At 43.0% G+C, this 17,090-nt stretch carries 16 protein-coding genes, 1 pseudogene and 1 other annotated feature; of the genes and pseudogenes, 3 read left to right on the top strand and 14 right to left on the bottom strand.

Features of this window, described 5'->3' with window-relative positions:
* Nucleotides 1–16: 16 nt before the first annotated feature.
* From HNR44_RS00880 to HNR44_RS00870, 3 genes are all read left to right on the top strand, one after another.
* Nucleotides 17–784, top strand: a complete 768-nt coding sequence (locus HNR44_RS00880) for an XdhC family protein (RefSeq protein WP_184402250.1) — start codon at nt 17–19, stop codon at nt 782–784.
* Nucleotides 781–1,110, top strand: a complete 330-nt coding sequence (locus HNR44_RS00875) for an XdhC family protein (RefSeq protein WP_184402249.1) — start codon at nt 781–783, stop codon at nt 1,108–1,110. Before HNR44_RS00880 ends, HNR44_RS00875 begins: the two co-directional genes overlap by 4 nt.
* Before the next feature lie 327 nt (nt 1,111–1,437).
* Nucleotides 1,438–2,733 (top strand): solute carrier family 23 protein, encoded by a 1,296-nt coding sequence (locus tag HNR44_RS00870; RefSeq protein ID WP_184403491.1) that lies wholly within the window; start codon nt 1,438–1,440, stop codon nt 2,731–2,733.
* Nucleotides 2,734–2,909: 176 nt separating this feature from the next.
* Here HNR44_RS00870 and HNR44_RS00865 read toward each other — a convergent pair whose 3' ends face one another.
* The 14 genes and pseudogenes from HNR44_RS00865 to HNR44_RS00805 form a co-directional block, all read right to left on the bottom strand.
* Nucleotides 2,910–3,677 carry a dimethylarginine dimethylaminohydrolase family protein gene (locus tag HNR44_RS00865; RefSeq protein ID WP_184402248.1) on the bottom strand — a complete coding sequence of 256 codons (768 nt, stop codon included), beginning with the start codon at nt 3,675–3,677 and terminating at the stop codon, nt 2,910–2,912.
* 112 nt (nt 3,678–3,789) lie between these two features.
* Nucleotides 3,790–4,209: a GNAT family N-acetyltransferase gene (locus HNR44_RS00860; protein WP_184402247.1), complete on the bottom strand. Its 420-nt coding sequence runs from the start codon at nt 4,207–4,209 to the stop codon at nt 3,790–3,792.
* A 9-nt stretch (nt 4,210–4,218) separates the two neighbouring features.
* Complete coding sequence (gene thrS / locus HNR44_RS00855; RefSeq protein WP_184402246.1) at nt 4,219–6,150, bottom strand: threonine--tRNA ligase; 1,932 nt, start codon at nt 6,148–6,150, stop codon at nt 4,219–4,221.
* Between the two features lie 62 nt (nt 6,151–6,212).
* Nucleotides 6,213–6,430: a binding site (T-box leader), on the bottom strand.
* Nucleotides 6,431–7,043: 613 nt separating this feature from the next.
* The gene (locus HNR44_RS00850; protein ID WP_184402245.1) at nt 7,044–8,156 is read right to left on the bottom strand and encodes a PrpF domain-containing protein; all 1,113 of its coding nucleotides are present in this window, start codon (nt 8,154–8,156) and stop codon (nt 7,044–7,046) included.
* Between the two features lie 216 nt (nt 8,157–8,372).
* Nucleotides 8,373–9,746, bottom strand: coding sequence for a CitMHS family transporter (locus HNR44_RS00845; protein WP_184402244.1), 1,374 nt, complete (start codon nt 9,744–9,746; stop codon nt 8,373–8,375).
* 617 nt (nt 9,747–10,363) lie between these two features.
* On the bottom strand, nt 10,364–10,663 hold the full coding sequence (locus HNR44_RS00840; protein ID WP_184402243.1) for a hypothetical protein: 300 nt from the start codon (nt 10,661–10,663) through the stop codon (nt 10,364–10,366).
* Nucleotides 10,664–10,930: 267 nt separating this feature from the next.
* Nucleotides 10,931–11,632, bottom strand: coding sequence for a response regulator (locus tag HNR44_RS00835; RefSeq protein WP_184402242.1), 702 nt, complete (start codon nt 11,630–11,632; stop codon nt 10,931–10,933).
* The gene (locus tag HNR44_RS00830; RefSeq protein WP_246406891.1) at nt 11,629–13,302 is read right to left on the bottom strand and encodes an ATP-binding protein; all 1,674 of its coding nucleotides are present in this window, start codon (nt 13,300–13,302) and stop codon (nt 11,629–11,631) included. The genes HNR44_RS00835 and HNR44_RS00830 overlap by 4 nt, the downstream gene beginning before the upstream one ends.
* Nucleotides 13,303–13,323: 21 nt before the next feature.
* A pseudogene (locus tag HNR44_RS17970) lies at nt 13,324–13,479 on the bottom strand (ISAzo13-like element transposase-related protein); the annotation flags it as partial.
* 234 nt (nt 13,480–13,713) lie between these two features.
* Nucleotides 13,714–14,124, bottom strand: a complete 411-nt coding sequence (locus HNR44_RS00825) for a GNAT family N-acetyltransferase (RefSeq protein ID WP_184402240.1) — start codon at nt 14,122–14,124, stop codon at nt 13,714–13,716.
* 80 nt (nt 14,125–14,204) lie between these two features.
* The gene (locus HNR44_RS00820; protein WP_184402239.1) at nt 14,205–14,582 is read right to left on the bottom strand and encodes a hotdog family protein; all 378 of its coding nucleotides are present in this window, start codon (nt 14,580–14,582) and stop codon (nt 14,205–14,207) included.
* Between the two features lie 317 nt (nt 14,583–14,899).
* Nucleotides 14,900–15,340: a GNAT family N-acetyltransferase gene (locus HNR44_RS00815; RefSeq protein WP_184402238.1), complete on the bottom strand. Its 441-nt coding sequence runs from the start codon at nt 15,338–15,340 to the stop codon at nt 14,900–14,902.
* Nucleotides 15,341–15,625: 285 nt separating this feature from the next.
* The gene (locus HNR44_RS00810; protein ID WP_184402237.1) at nt 15,626–16,414 is read right to left on the bottom strand and encodes an anti-sigma factor; all 789 of its coding nucleotides are present in this window, start codon (nt 16,412–16,414) and stop codon (nt 15,626–15,628) included.
* Nucleotides 16,404–16,973 (bottom strand): RNA polymerase sigma factor, encoded by a 570-nt coding sequence (locus HNR44_RS00805; RefSeq protein ID WP_184402236.1) that lies wholly within the window; start codon nt 16,971–16,973, stop codon nt 16,404–16,406. Before HNR44_RS00805 ends, HNR44_RS00810 begins: the two co-directional genes overlap by 11 nt.
* Nucleotides 16,974–17,090 lie beyond the last annotated feature (117 nt).

Here is a 17,090-nt window from a genome sequence, read left to right as displayed (position 1 = left end):
ACATGAGGTTGCCTTGATGACGATAACTTCACACACCAACATTCATCTAATTGGGACAAAATCGTTACTTTGGTCTGACGGGAGCATATTTAGCGACAATGCATACTCAAAACTTTTTTCCAATGAGCTGGTTGCCCATGGCCTGCCATTGTTATTGAAACAACAAACAAAGTCCATTACATTTCCATGGGAAACGGCAAAAGTAGAATGTTACATCGAAGTCTTCCCTGCCCCTTCCCGTCTAATTGTAGCTGGGGCGGGACACGTTTCTGAACCCGTGGAGAAAATTGGACGAATGCTCGGGTTCTATGTCACTGTTATTGATGATCGAAAGGCATTTGCAAATCGCGAAAAATTCCCGGAAGCCGATGAGGTTATTTGCATGTCTTATCTTGATTTCTTCAGAGAAGTCCGTATCACACCTAAAACTTACATTTTACTTCTTACCCGTGGACACAAGTTCGATGTCATCAGTCTACAGGAATTACTCAAACGCGAAGAACAACTGAAAGCTCAAGAACGAACAACATATATCGGAATGATCGGAAGCAGAAGGCGCATTGCCGGTGTTTTTGAACAGCTTAAAAGTGAATTTACCCATCATCATTTTAAAAACATATACTCACCCGTTGGATTGGATATCGGAGCCCAGTCACCCGCTGAAATTGCTATCAGCATTATGGCGGAAATATTAAAAGTCCAAAACAGCTCGCCCGGTCGATCAAAGCGAGAGAAAATCCAGGACTATGAAAAACTGAAATTTTATGAGAGGGATAGAAAATGAATCATCTAGATTTTTATGAGAAAGTGATGTCTCTCCGTAAGCAAGGACAAAAAGCAGCTATAGCTACTGTCATACGGACAAAAGGGTCCACTCCTAGAAAAACAGGCACAAAAATGATTGTTTATCCCGACTGTAAATTGCACGGCACAATTGGCGGTGGCTGCGGTGAAGGTGAAGTCATTGAAAAAGCACTTCTTGTTATTGAAACAGGAAAACCTCAACAGCACCAAGTTGACCTAACAGAAGGCCTTCTTTATGAAGATGGCGGAATTTGCGGAGGGATTATGGATGTGTTTATCGAATCAACCCTCCCCTATCACTCATAAAAGACTTATAATTCTATCCCTGGGAAAACCGCTCTTTAAGTGTTTAAAGAGCGTGTTCAGAAAGAAGGAATAAAGAGTCAAGGAGACGCAAGTTCGAGCATCCTGCTAGTAACGACGAAGAGATAGAAAGCTGTTTTCCCGGATTCTTTGAACAACCTTTTAATGAAACGTAATGTTTCTAGAGGCTTCTTCTAAGTCAGTTTAGATATCCCACCAGGAGGGTGCGTTACTTTTAACGTGATTTATAATTGTACACAATGGAGGAAAAATATGAATTCAAACTTAGAACCTCAAATTCAAAAAAACAAAGAACCAAAAGGGAATAAAATTGAACAATATTTTGGTTTCAGAGAAAGAAATACGAATTTCAAAAGGGAAACCATAGGTGGAGTAACAACCTTCATGGCTATGTCGTATATACTGTTTGTTAACACAGCGATTTTAAGTGATGCAGGGATGGATGATGGGGCTGTGTTTGTGGCTACAGGCCTTACGGCAGCTATTTCGTGTATTATTATGGCCTTGTGGGCCAATTATCCGATTGGGTTAGCACCCGGGATGGGTTTGAATGCGTTTTTTGCATACACGATTGTCATAGGTATGGGAGTTCCGTGGGAGACTGCACTTGCTGGTATGCTGGTAGCAGGATTGATCTTCCTCGTTATGACATTAACGGGATTAAGAGAAAAGGTTCTCAATGCTATTCCTCCCCAATTAAAGGAAGCGACTGTTGCGGGTATCGGATTGTTTATCGCCTTTATTGGATTACAAAATGCAGGAATTGTTGCTGCAGATGGTGAAACGCTACTGACGCTCGGTGTACTTACTGATCCGACTACTGTATTGGCTATGTTTGGTTTTGTTGTAACTGCCGTAATGATGGTGCGGGGGGTTCATGCTGCTATTTTTTTCGGCATGGTCATTACCGCTACGGCTGGAATCATTACTGGGTTAATTCCTCTCCCCTCTCAAGTGGTTTCTTCCGTGCCGAGTTTAGCCCCCACTTTTGGTGCAGCCATTACCCACCTGCCAAACGTTCTTGAACCAGAAATATTCACGGTAGTTTTCACCGTTCTGTTCGTGAACTTTTTTGATGCAACCGGAACACTTATCGCAATCGCTAAAAAAGCAGGATTTCTTAAGAATAATCATTTACCACGGGCTAAACAAGCATTAGGAGCTGATGCTATCGCTTCTGTCCTTGGATCGATCTTAGGTACATCCAACACCAATTCTTATATTGATTCTGCTGCGGGTGTTGCCGCCGGCGCACGTACAGGATTTGCTTCAGTGGTTACAGCGGGGTGCTTTCTCTTGTTCTTATTCTTATCACCGCTTTTGGAAGTTGTTACTGAATCTGTTACGGCTCCCGCATTAATCATTGTTGGAGTTTTAATGGCCTCTTCTTTGGGCTCAATAAAATGGGGCGATATGGAATATGCCATACCTGCCTTCGTAACAATTATTGCCATGCCCCTAACCTATAGTATTGCTAATGGAATTGCATTAGGGTTTATCTCTTATCCTATTTTAAAAATTGTAAAAGGGGCTTACAAAGAAATTCATCCTATCATGTATTTTTTGCTCGTTATTTTTATCGTGTATTTTATTTGGTTGGTATAGATCTTGCTTATGAAAGTAGTTGGCCGTCTTAAATGACGAACGACGTAAGATCATCCATTTTATTCCACAGGATGCGTTCATTGATGATGAGTAGGTGAGCCGGGCTGTGTTGACTAGAAAACGGCATGTGCCGTCTTGATCAAAAAGTAGATATTTAGCCCTGGCCACCCTTCTGTTTAAAACCTTAGCGAAAGACAAGTCAAACTTCCCTCTTTTTTCCGGAATTCCGACGCCTCTAATTCAATGATAGGGTATCCGAGACCCGCTACTTGTTTGTATGTATCAGGGTACCCTTTTGGCATTAAGATACAATCGTTGATACGAAGACAGTTGGCCGCGTATGCTTCATCGTCTGGAACGACAATTTTTTTAAGTGATGAGAAAGCAGGTCCCTCGATGAATTCTCCAGCCACAAGCACATGTTGATCCCCAATATAGGTTGCGCCTGTCTTTAAATGAAGAAAATTATTGACGGGGATAAAAGAAGTCGTATATCCATACTTTGCCGCAATGTCTCGAAATTGTTCGGCACCATCCTCGTTTGTTCGATCAGAAAGGCCAATATAAAAATGATCTTCTACCTGAATGACATCCCCGCCGTCCAAGTATCCAGGTGTATTCATGACTTCGACCTTTTCGTAAAACCGTTTCAAGACCGGCTCCATTTCATATTTTTCTTCCGTCCTCGCTGGGGCTCCCGGGTTTGTCAAAATTGCGCATTCCGGAATTACCACGGCAGGGTCTTCAACATAAATGGAATCAGGATGTTCTTCATCTGGCTCAAGAACCGTTACACGAAGCCCGCAGGATTGCAACGCTTCCACGTATTGTTGATGTTGCTCACGTGCTTTTTCAATATCTGGCGTCCCTAAATCGTAGTCGGTTAAACCGTCGACGTAGCTGTTCCCTACTTGGCGGACGATAGCTTGTGAAAATGTAAACATAGGATCCCTCCGTTTTTTAAAGGATGCATGTCGGCTCTTCCTAGTTTTTCACAAAATGGAACTCTCATTCAAAAATAGAAGGCTCCGCTACCGGAAAGCCTTCTTCTACCAACTATACCAACCATTTTCGCATGTAATATTGACATTCACCTTCTATTGGGTAGCCATCCAACGTTCCTACGATTTCAAAACCATACCTTCTGTAAAAGTCTGGCGCGTGCCAACTCATCGTTTCTACATACATCATGCGGCAGGAATGAACCATTGCTTCTTCTTCCATTTTCTTTAGCAGTGCTTTCCCCAATCCCTGGCCTTGATAGGAATGTTTAACGGAGAGAAGAGAGAGATGCATATTGTTCCAAAAAATCTCTCCGTTAATTCCAGCTACGATTTCGCCTTTCTCATAGGCCGCGAAACCGATCAGTTTCTTTTCCCTATTCACAAATGCTGGCCGTTTCACTTTTGTATCGGCTTGTAGATGCCGGACAATCGCATCTTTCGTGCTTTCATAATCTACCGATTCAATATTCATATGGCGAACTTATTGTCCTTTTTGGATCTCACTAGAAATGTGATCGACAAATGCATCCAGCGATTTCGTCTCCGTTTCTTTCTCTTTGTGTTTTCGAATATTAACCGCAGACGCTTCCTGCTCCTGATCACCCAAAACAAGTGTATAAGGAATTTTTTGCGTTTGCGCTTCCCGAATTTTGTACCCCAGCTTTTCTTCCCGGACATCAACTTCTACTCGAACGCCTGCAAATTGAAGCCTTTCTTCTACTTGGTGTACATAATCGCTGTGAGCATCAAGGGATACCGGAATTAACCGTACTTGTTCTGGAGCAAGCCATGTCGGAAACGCGCCTTTATATTCTTCGATGAGAAATGAAACGAAGCGTTCCATCGTTGAAACAACTCCGCGGTGGATGACTACCGGACGATGTTCTTTGCCGTCCTCCCCGATATACGTAAGGTCAAATTGGTTCGGAAGGTGGAAGTCCAATTGTACAGTCGAAAGGGTTTCGTCTTTTCCAAGGGCTGTTTTCACTTGCAGGTCAAGCTTAGGTCCGTAAAACGCTGCTTCTCCAACCGCTTCTACGTATTCCACATCACGTTCATCCATCGCTTCTTTCAGAAGAATTTGCGCTTTTTCCCACATCTCGTCGTTATCTACGTATTTCTCCTTATCCTCCGGATCCCGATAAGAGAGACGGAAATAATAATCCTCAATCCCGAAGTCTTTGTACACGTTTTGAATCAAATCAACGACGCGTAAAAACTCGTCTTTCATTTGATCAGGGCGACAGAAGATATGGGCATCGTTCAACGTCATCGCACGTACACGTTGCAGACCAGCAAGTGCCCCGGACATCTCGTGGCGGTGCATGGTACCTAGTTCAGCAATGCGCAGTGGAAGCTCCCGGTAACTATGCATATCATGTTTATAGACCATCATATGATGAGGGCAATTCATTGGACGCAGCACAAGATCCTCGTTATCCATTTCCATGGCTGGAAACATATCATCCTGATAGTGCTCCCAATGCCCTGATGTTTTATAAAGATCCACACTGCCAAGAAGGGGAGTGTACACATGGTCATAGCCAAGGCGCTCTTCCAGATCGACGATGTAGCGTTCGATCGTACGACGGATGGTCGCCCCTTTCGGTAACCATAACGGCAACCCTTGGCCCACCTTTTGATCGATCGTAAATAAATCTAATTCCTTGCCAAGCTTACGATGGTCTCTTTCCTTTGCTTCTTCAAGCAGACGCAAGTGCTCATCCAGCTCACTTTGTTTCGGGAAAGCAGTACCGTAAATGCGTTGCAACATCTGATTGTTGCTGTCACCTCGCCAGTAGGCACCGGAAATATTCATGAGCTTGAACTTTTTGAGCTTACTTGTCGACGGCACGTGGACACCACGACAAAGATCAACGAACTCCCCTTGTTCATATAAGGAAACTGTTTCACCCTCAGGGATGTCGTCTAGGAGTTCAAGTTTCAGTTCATCGTTTTTGAATATCTCTTTTGCTTCCTTCCTAGATACCTCTTTACGCAAGATCTCATGATTTTCATCAATAATGCGTTGCATCTCTTTTTCGATTTTCGGTAAATCTTCCGGAGAAAAGGTATGCTCTGATTTGATATCGTAATAAAAGCCGCCTTCGATAACAGGACCGACACCAAACTTAGCATCTGGGTATAGCCGCTTCACCGCCTGCGCCAATAAATGAGCGCTGCTATGACGCAACACGTTCAGCCCCTCATCATCTTTATACGTCAAAATTTCGATCTCTCCATCATCGCTTAACGGGGTGCGCAGATCCACAGATTGCCCGTTCCATTTCCCAGCCACCGCTTGTTTTTTTAAGCCTGAGCTAATGGACGATGCAACATCTTCTAATGTCACCCCTTGATCGAAGGATTTTACAGATCCATCTGGAAACGTTAATGCTAACTGCTCTGCCATTTTTTTCTTCATCTCCTTCACGTTATTACAAAATAGGAAGAGCACAAAAAAGCCCGTCCCTAAATAGGGACGAGCTTAACCCGCGGTTCCACCCTAGTGCCTCGCCAAAGGCAAGACGCTTTATCCGGTTAACGCCCGGGACGGCAACAAATACTAACTCCGTTCTTCATTGCAGCTCTGAGGGGGTAAGACATCAAGACCGTAATAAAAAGCTTTCAGCCGCCGGCTTTTCTCTCTGTCATTCGTATCCTGACACTCGTGTCCTCTTCCGTGCTTTTCTTTATTGTCCGTATTATAAAGAGAAACGAAGAAAAATGCAAGCGATCGAATCCTATTCACTTGCTAATCCCCACGGTAAGGTTTCTTCATTCTAGCTTTTTTATCACCAAGCCGCTCGCGCTTTGACTTCCAGTGCTCCGTGCCAGAAGTTCTTTCTTCTTTCGGCTAATGCTGCCCGGCGAGCGCGCCGATAAAGTTCCTAAAACGCTGAATAAAATGCCCGGCGCGCCGAATTATCTAAGTCACGCGCTGAATAAACGTGTTGCTTCGCCGAAAAAACCCCCCCGCGCCGAATCCAGTTTCGCTCGCTCTCGATCATTCGCCTAAGAACTTTTCCTTTGATGGAAGAATTCAGGGAAAGATACATTCCACTTCTTTAGCTAACGCATTTTTCATAGTAACTGCATCACTAGAGTTACAAACAGATCCATCAAAATAAATGGAAGATTAGACGCTATTGTATAAAATTACCAAATGAACAGAGCGACCCTTTGTTCAAAGTTATCTTTTTTCGCTCGATTTCTTACTATATTTATGCAACGCTAGTGAATTTGGTATTAAAAAAATCCCAGCCCACACTGAAAGTGGGTCGGGATATTGAAATTTAAAGAAGTCTATGCACGAATATATACTTCCCCTTTCATAATCAGCCGTGCCGTTCTGTTTAATCCAACAGAGGAAATGTCATTTCCCTCATCGTTGAGGGAAACCATCACCTCTGCGATACCATCTGGATGTCCAATACGTACAACTCCGTTTGGCTGTGCGCTTACAAGCCGATTGGGAATTGTCCCCGGCAGGAGTGTCGAGGCAGCAAGATTAAGCAAACCACTGCCGGCAAAAGTACGATGTACCTTTCCCATCGATATCATTTTAGCCATGATATCAATATCCTTCTTGTTGATCATTGTTCCCGATGTAGAAACGTAGGTCTGCGGAGGTGCAACGAGCGTAACTTTTGGAACAGCAGGCGCTTTCCGTGCATTTTCAATTGTCTCCTCCATACCGGAGGCAACTGCTGATCCGGCCCGGACGATTTCCAGTGCAGCCAACAGGTCTTGATTGTCGCTAATCCGGGCATTGCTTTCCGTTCCATCCAGATGAAAAGCACTCGCTTCTAGGTGGACAAAGGGATTCACGAGGTCAACGAATGAATAAGCCCGGTCATTCTCTTCATGTACACTACCAAGTGGCAAAGTTTTGCCGGTCTTTCCGCCACCGGGATCGAGAATGCGGACGGTATATTTTGCCCCGGGCATCGCGGTTCCGGGCATTTGAAAGGCACCTTGAACTTTAGCCGCACCGTTTTCGGCCGGCACATGAATCGAGACGATTTTTCCAATGTTTGTATTCACTGCTCGAACCGTTACACCAGTACCATCGGAAGGCTCGACGAGCTTTTCATTGACGGAAAACGCGCCAACAGCAGCCATCAAGTTCCCGCACGTCCCCTTATCATCGACAATTTCTTGCCCAATCCCGATTTGGTAAAACGTATAGTTGACATCGGCATCTTCTTGTCCGGAAGGTGAGATCACGACAACCTTGCTCGTATGGCTTGTCCCGCTACCAAGTCCATCGATTTGTGATGGGTTATAGGCATCAATCGCTTCTAGAAAAACCCGATATTTTTCCTGGCGATTCGCAGGTAAGTCTTTCTCGTGAAAAAACAGACCACGGCTCGTTCCTCCGCGATAGACACTACACGGAATGGAATATTGTGTCATCCGTAACCCTCCTGATGCTTGCATTGTGTTTGACACTAGCGGCGTGTTTCAGACATTCATTCCTAAATACTTCGGAAAAAGATTACAAGCATTCATACATTCTAGAACCGGGAAGAATGCCGAAAACATATCTTATGAAATGTTGCACGAGTAACGTAACAGCCCCTGGCCCCTGGAACATTTGCAGAAAATGGATCCGATACCATCCAACATCACTTAAATGGTAAAGATACCTATGAAATAAGCAATCACGAGCATAACGATACTGAAGCCCCATATCCAGAAAAAAGAATACTTAATGTGCTGCCCCATATTAGCGCCGGCAAGGCCTATGGCAAGCCATACGGCTGGAGCAAACGGACTGACGAATGTACCGATAACATTTCCGATCATCAGCGCGTAAGCGGTTGAAGAAGCCGGAACCCCGAATTCGGCAGCGGTCGATTCCACGATCGGTAATATCGCGAAATAGTAGGCATCTGTACTCGTTAGTAAATCCATCGGTACACCAAGGACGCCAACAATGACGTGTATAAAAGGACCGACAGCGGCAGGAAGAACGCTGACCATAGCCAGTGCGATGGAATCCAACATTCCCGATTCATTCATAACCCCGAGAAATACACCGGCAGCTAGAATGACAGCGGCCATCATTAAGGCAGCAGGCGCATGTGCGCGCACGCGTCCCATTTGATCGCTGACTCTTGGATAGTTAATGGGTAAAGCAATCGCTACACCAAGCATAAAAGCAAATTCAGGAGGAGCAATATCGAAAAGCATAAGAGCTACGACGGCAATGGTAAGTGCGAGGTTTACCCAAATCATCGCCGGATGCTTGGCGGGTTTTTCTTCAGCTGCTGCTGCCTCTTCTGCTTTCCTTCTGGAAAAGTCATCAGCAACGGCTCTCACATCAACACCGTCGCTCTGATCTATTTCCCCGTTCTCCACTCGCTTGGCAATCCTTTTCTTTTCTCGCATTCCCAGGAAGGCGGCCAATCCAAGGGCGAGGATAAAGCCGACGATTTGCAAAGGGATCAATGGATACCACAATTGATTAAGGTCGGCGTCAAGAACAGAAGCCGTACGGGCCATTGGCCCTCCCCAGGGAACCATGTTCATGATTGCCGCACTTAACGAGACGATAAGTAGCAGCAAATACTTGCTCATGTTGAGCTCTTTATATAAAGGGAGGAGTGCCGGGATCGTCAATAGAAACGTGGTGGCACCGGCGCCGTCAAGGTGTGCAAAGGTTCCGATCACCGCTGTTCCTACCGCGACGATAACGACATTCCCTCTCGTGAGGAGAATCATTCCCCGTACAAGCGGATTAAATAATCCACTATCCTGCATGATGCCGAAGAAAATAATAGCGAAAATAAACATGATCACAACGCTCATCACCTGATCGGCACCAGAAGCAAAGAATTCTCGCAAATCCTCAAATCCGAATCCGAGAACCAATGCACCAAGAACCGGGATGAGCGTCATTCCTACAATTGGACTGATCTTTCCCCAAATAAGGAGCCCGACGATCGTGAAAATAATCAATAAACCTACGATTGTCAGTGCAACTGAAAAATCTTGCTCCATTTCTCATTCACTCCCTCAATAACATTATGAAAGCGGATACAACCTCGATTAAAAAAAAGAAATTATGCACTGCTTTTGCTATATCTACTATCAATAAATACAAATCTAGCATATCTATATACAAGATATAAATATTAGCTACATAATCCTCGTAATGTTTATTTTGTTGATTTTGTTCATTTTGTTTATTGGCTTAAGTTTTATTTACATCACCATCTTCCTTCACGAGAAAACATAGTCGAAAAGCTCGACCGCCGAATTATTTTCAGCAAAAAATAAGAGCCTTCATTTGAAAAAATTGATCAAAACAGGCTCTCAAAAATTTAGTTCGAATAATTATCATTTTCTGCTTGTGATATTCAACAATTGTAGATGCTTAACTGATCATAACAACTTTGACATGTAGTATTCATCAACAAATTCACCACCGACATTACGCAACAGCAAGCAGGTGATTAACGGTTACGAGCATAAAGAAAAAAAGTAGAAGCAAAAACCTTTGCCTTAAGCCGCTATACACCGGAGATGAAGGAAATCATGGAAACCCTGGTGTGGAAAACGATCAACTCGAAGGGTAATACATATTGTGACACACTACCCTGATTGATCTAAGCACCCTATACCTTTTTGCTCATATATATCCAATAACCCAAACCAACGAATATATTCAATGACATCAATGTAGTAATCGACATTCTTAGTGAAATATAATCCAACGGATTCCAAGCTGTGACGAAGAGGATTAAGGCCAACCCTCCGAGTAAAAATGTAAATAAGAAACTAAACAGTCTATAGCCTAAATATTGAGCTCTTTCATCTTTACCTTCTTTCTTTATCAGAATTACTAATATTACGAAAGCGAAGAATGCTAATGCAGTTAAACCATTGGTGGCATTGATTAACGTTTCCGTCATCATCTCTTCTCCTTTTTAAATGGGTATAGTTAACGTTTATAAGAACAAGCGGATTGTTCACAGCCATGAACACCAGAGTTAATGTTGATGGGTATGTTACCACTACAATGTAAAGAAGGAGATCCGATGACGTGCCCAAAAACACATCTCACAGTTAAGGCTACAGGCAAAGGTGTGCTACACATTTTTTATCCCGGTGGTAATCCCCCATTTGTTCAACGAACCATCAGAGGGGGATGATGAACCCCCCTCTCTGATGGAAGTTACACTTTATGAAAAAATGTAACGCCGCTCCGGCCTGCCTACATCCCCATATTTAAGCTCGGTTTTCACCGCATTGATCGATACCAAATACTCGAGATAGCGTCTCGCCGTTGACCGGCTCGCCCCTATTTTCTCACCCAGGTTTGCAGCTGTTATGCCCTCATCTTTCGTTTTCTTCAATATATCTTTAATGGTAGTTAAAGTAATTTCATCAATGCCTTTAGGCAGCTCATGATCGGAAGGCACTGACGTCTGTTTGGCAGCGGCTGATCCGATTAAATGGTCGATCTCTGCTTGATCCATCTCTTCTTTTTCGGTGAGCATCCTTCGCTGCCGATCATAACGCCCAAGTGTCCATGCAAAACGTTCAAACTCGATGGGTTTCACGATGTAATCGAAGGCTCCGCCCCGTAATGATTCTTCAATTGTGGACACTTCTTTTGCAGCGGTCATCATAATCACATCCACTTCGTGATAGTGATTGCGGATGGTCCATAATAGTTCCAGCCCTTCAACATCGGGGATGTACACATCGAGCAAGATGAGATCGGGTAATGTTTGACTGTTATTTAGTTGCTCGATCGTCTCTTCTCCGGTTTTTGCCATTCCCGTCACTGTAAATCCGTCCATCTTTTCTATAAACTGTCGGTTGATTTCCGCTACCCGGAAATCATCTTCCACGATAAGAACCTTGTAACTCTCATTCATTTTATCCCACCTGGAACATGTTCTGTGTTTTCCTGTTTAGGTATGGTGACGACAAAGCAGGCTCCTCCCAACTCGCCATCTTCAAGCAAAACCGTGCCGCCGATTTCCGATATCATCTGTTTGCTTAAAGCGAGTCCAATGCCTCTATGCGAACCTTCTTTTGTCGAAAAACCTTGATTGAAAATTTGATCCCACAATGCTGGCGGAATGCCGGGACCTGAGTCTTCAATTTCAAACACGAGGTCGTTGCCCAAATCCGTAAAGAAGATGCTTACTTTCCGTTTTGGCTCCGGTTCCTTTTTTACCGCTTCCAATGCATTTTCCAGCAAATTGCCCAATACCGTTAAAAGCGCATCTTTTTTCTTTTTTGATAAGCGATACGTTAATTTGCTTTCCGGGTGGAAGGTCATGTCGATTCCCAGTTCATTCGCTTGATTCAGTTTGCCGAGCAACACAGCACTGATCATCGGATCGGGCACTTTTTGAATCAGAAATTGGATCCACTCTTGTTGCGTACAGCTTTCTTTCTGAATTAACGCGATCGCTTCTTCTTTTTGATCCAACTGTAAAAGCCCCGAAATCGTGTACAATTTATTCGAGAACTCATGTGTTTGCGCCCGAAGAGCGTCGGTATACTGTTTGATTCTCCTCAGTTCTTTTGTTAATCGTTCAATTTCAGTTTTGTCACGAAAAGAAGACACCGCGCCAATGATCTTATCTTCATAAAAGATCGGAATGCGGTTAACATAAACGCTATGGTTCCCGATCAACATTTCCTGGTCGTATTGACTTTCACCACTATCGAGCACTTCCGGCATCCTCGTATCCGGGAGAACGTCCCGTATGTGTTTGCCAATATACGATTCCGTCTGTTTTTTGTTTGACAAAAACAGACGTTGCGCGGTCTGATTCATTAACGTGATTAGCCCTTTTTGATTGACAGCGATGATGCCTTCATGGGTGGATTGTAGAATGCTTTCTTTTTGCAAAAACAAGTGGGAAATCTCTTCAGGTTCCAAGTCAAATAGTGTTTTTTTGATATAATGGGCAATCATCACAGCCCCCAAAATCCCGACGGTAACGGTCGCTAACAAAATATACCATAATCCTTCCGTATAATTTCCAATAATGCCTTGAATGTCATCGACCAAAAAACCGACGGAAACCACGCCGATAATCTCTCCATCGTCTGAAAAAACGGGCACCTTCCCTCGCATTGACGGACCCAGGGAACCAACGGCTTTAGAGACATAGGTTTCTCCATGAATTAACGCACGATCATTATCATCCCCAACCATTTTTTCCCCGATTCGATCCGGGAGAGGGTGGGCGTAACGAATCTCATCCGTATTCCCTACGACGATGAATTCAGCCCCCGTGTCTTCTCTGATAGGCTCAACAATGGGTTGAATGATCGAGGCAGGATCTTCTTCAGCAAACGCTTCCCGCAGTTCCGGTATATGCGCAACACTTCGCGCCACATTTAACACACGTTCTCCCATTTGATCTTCTAAAGAGTCGGTAAAAAAATAATGGACAAAAAGCCCTACGATCGCAAACATTCCTAGAATCAATGCGCAAATGAGCAAGATCATTTTTAATTTTAAATTGATGGTCACATTTGGTTTAGCGAGATTCTTTTTTATATGTTTGCTGTGGAGGTTGTTCATATCAATGGGGCTCCTTGTCATAACCGAATTGTACTTGCTGTGATAGGGAGGATCGTAGGCCAGATACTCGACCGCAAATTCTATGATTCGCGTCATGAACTGTGTACAGCGGCTATGATTCTCCGGTCCGTTATCCGCGTGAATGATCAAGGTATCGACGTATTGAAAATCTTGTTTCAGCAATAGGCTTTGAAACAGTCAACCATACACGGTTACCTTCGTGTCTGTAAACGTGACGTCGACGTGATCATTCGTCACACTCAGAATACCACAGGGAGTGACGTGGTCTCGGCCAAAATCGTGATCAACCGCACGACGTTGCATTGATTCTTGGTTTTCTTCATGAACCTTACCTAAATTATGGAAGATATCATTCGTTGATAAAAGCGCACGGTTGAAGAAGACCCATATCTAATATTTTCTAAACATCCCCTGTGACCTAGGATAAGTATAGTTAAATCCAAATTGTTCATAAAGTTTGTCAGCTGCACCATCAGCTATCAGACTTACATAAGAACCGGGATACGTGTTTTGGTCTAGAAAATTCATGAGTTCTCCCATAATCACCTTTGCTAGTCCTTGTCCTTGATAGCTTGGTTTTACGACGATATCGACGATCTGAAAAAAAGCCCCACCATCACCGATAACACGACCCATCCCAATTAATGTTTCTTCGTCGTAGATACACACTGCATACAATGAATTTTCTAAACCGACTGTTGCAGCTTCTTGTGACTTCCCACTTATACCACCCTCCAAACGCAAATCGTTATATTCAATTGGATTCGGCGGTTCATTGATCATTGTGAAGTTGTCGTTCATATTGATCCCCCTCCGTCTTATACTTAGGTGGTAATGCTAACGTAGTCATTCATTTCCTTCTTCGCTTATCATCATTATGCTTATAATATAACACCTGCAAAGTTTCCACTTAACACCTGCTTATTATTTTGATTGGTACATAGAAATGTTGACTTAATAGAAATTCTATCCTTTTCGTTCTTTTCAAGTTCTTGAATGGTCACTTCACATAATATTTGATCTCCAGTAAACACAGGTCTCATAAACTCAAAATTCATCGTACGAGCCATTACATTATAATCCCCACCAACTTTTGTTGGTAGTGTAGCAGTCAGTAATCCTTGAACAACAAGCTTTCCTAATTCATCTGGCGTGGTATGGTGATTGCCTTCGTCCAAAGACACCTTTGTGAACATTGCGACATCTTCGTTTGTAAAACTTCTTTCAAATGTAATGACTTGACCAGCTTTTACATTCATTAGCAAATCCTCCTACTTCTTTAGACTTCGATAACACGCATTAATGATGTTAACTGTTTACAACGGTTTTCCCCTACCTTTAATGAACTTACTTATGCCATTATTTTGGTTTGTTATTATGATTTGTCCGTTGTTCCACTTTTGCACCGGTCGTGTTACGGAGGATTGTATATTGAAATCCATACTTGACCTGACATCGTAAGCTCGTCCCTTCGAAATAACGATATCATACTCCATCCTCTTCGAGATAATGATCTTAGTCATTCGGAACAATTTTTATCCCCATGTGGTTCGGCCCTTTCTAGGCTCTCTCGGCCTCATTCATTCAATGATCTTTTAAAAACATAACTGGCTTTTCCATACTTCATCTTCTCTTCATAAAAGCGATGCGCATCATGACGTTGTAAACCTGATGAAAGAGCAACACTTTCATAATTATGCTCTACTGCCCAGTCATGAACGAACGATAGAAGCTTTTCCCCATACCCCTTTGAACGCCTTTGAGTATCCGTAACTAAATCACAAACCCAAACAAATCGTCCATAGTACAGGGTGATCATAGGCTTAAATCCAATAACAGCAACGATATCTCCTTGATCGTATAAAGCAAACATTCTGTACATATCTTTTTCTCTAGCCTCAGACACCAATTCCATGTATTCTTTTTCGTCAAGATGAGTGCGTAGTTGACGCATAATTGGAAAAGCTTCGATGATTTCTTTTTCAGTGTAAAGTTCCGTAATCGTTAAAGTATCCATGTCCATCTCCTTTTGCTTAAGTGAGCTATTCAATAATCTAAATTGTAACAAATGATTTCATTGATGCGGTAAACATCATGCTCGAAATACGATAATCATTAGAAAGCCTTAGTTGCACTTATGCAGATAAGAAAGTTGAGTTATACTTTCTTAACCTGCCTAAAAAGGTCAATCAATACTACATGTTACCTTGTAGTACGATTGACCTCATTTAAGCAGTAGCTTGCGGAAGTATTGGATGATTCCTCAGGTACACCGGATTAACCAAACAAGGATGCGGCTTGCTTATAGTTCAGACTCCAACAAGATTTCACCCTCTGGTTGTTCGTTTCCAGGTTGAGGTTCTTTTGAAACAGCCACAGATTCCCAGTTTTGTTCCATTTCTCCACTCATATGATAAGAGACGCCTCCGACTCCATGTTCATCGATCACAAAAGATCCGGACGCTACTGGCGTTTCCTCTTCAATTAACCAAACTTGGTAAACCTCATCTCCATGCAACGCTTCCATATTTTGCACTTGTACAAGCAATTCAGGACCCTCTCCGTTATCAGTAACTGTTGCCATACCTGTAAATCCGTTTTCCTCTAACGGCACAAGGCTAGCTGTCTGTTCTGGTGAAGCTACACCAGTGTCTTCCTCGTCTTCTTGTTCCTCTTGCAATTCAGATATAGCCAGTTGAGCATCTGAAAGTTGGGCATTTAAATTTTCATTTTCCGACGACAATTGCTGCATCTCTACTGTAGTATAGATATTAACACCAACAGACAAAAGCAATGCAGCTGCCAACACCCCAGACCATATCGGTAGCTTTGAATTTTTCTTTTTGATGAACTGGTTTGATGGTACAGGATCGTTCGTCATCACATGATCCAGAACTCGATCTTTCATCCCTTCAGGAGGATCGACCTGTTTCATATGAAGCGGGAGATCTTCCGTTAACGCTTTAAACTCTTGTAGTTCCTTCTGACAATCCTCACATTGCTGCAAATGTTGTTCAAATTGACGGCTATCATTTTCGGAGAGAAGGCCATTAAAATAATCAATCAGATAATCACACCGTTTATTTTCCATGGTCGACCCTCCTTTCTGTTGCAAGGTTTTCCCGAAGCTTTTTTAATGCCAAGCGAATTCTTCCTTTTACCGTTCCTACTGGAAGTTCACATACTTTTGATATGTTTTGCTGGGAAAGACCTTGAAAATAAAATAAGTAAATCATACGCTGCTGCTCATCAGGGAGTGTGTCCATCGCTTCAGTAAGCTCATCCCTTTTTTCTTGATCTTCAACTTCTTTTTCAACACTTGGTATCTCTTCTTGTAACGAATCACGTTCATCCCATTGATATTCAACTTCTTTCTTTTTACGAAGCAAATCAATAGAAGTGTTTCGTGTAACAGTTAACAACCAGCTTGAGAATTTTCCTTTATCCTCATTGTACTGCCCTGCTCCTTTTCCGTTCCAAAGTTTCATAAAAACATCTTGCATCACTTCTTCCGAGAAATGAGGATCTTTTGTAATTCGGTAGGCCAAAGAGTACAACAACTTTTCATACCGATCATACATCAATTCCAACGCTGCTTTGTCCTTCATTTGAATGCGTTCGTACAGCTCCTTATCCGTAGGTTTCCCCATAGACGTGACTCCTTGTTTGTTGTAATAAATTCAAAGAGATACATACAAAAATGTGGACACCTCATAGGGTGACCATTCTGCAAGAATAAATCTACAACTATACTATATCAGTAAATT

This window comes from Geomicrobium halophilum (assembly GCF_014207655.1).
In the GTDB taxonomy this organism is placed as follows: Bacteria; Bacillota; Bacilli; order Bacillales; family Marinococcaceae; genus Geomicrobium; species Geomicrobium halophilum.
This window is presented reverse-complemented; position numbering and strand designations above follow the sequence as displayed.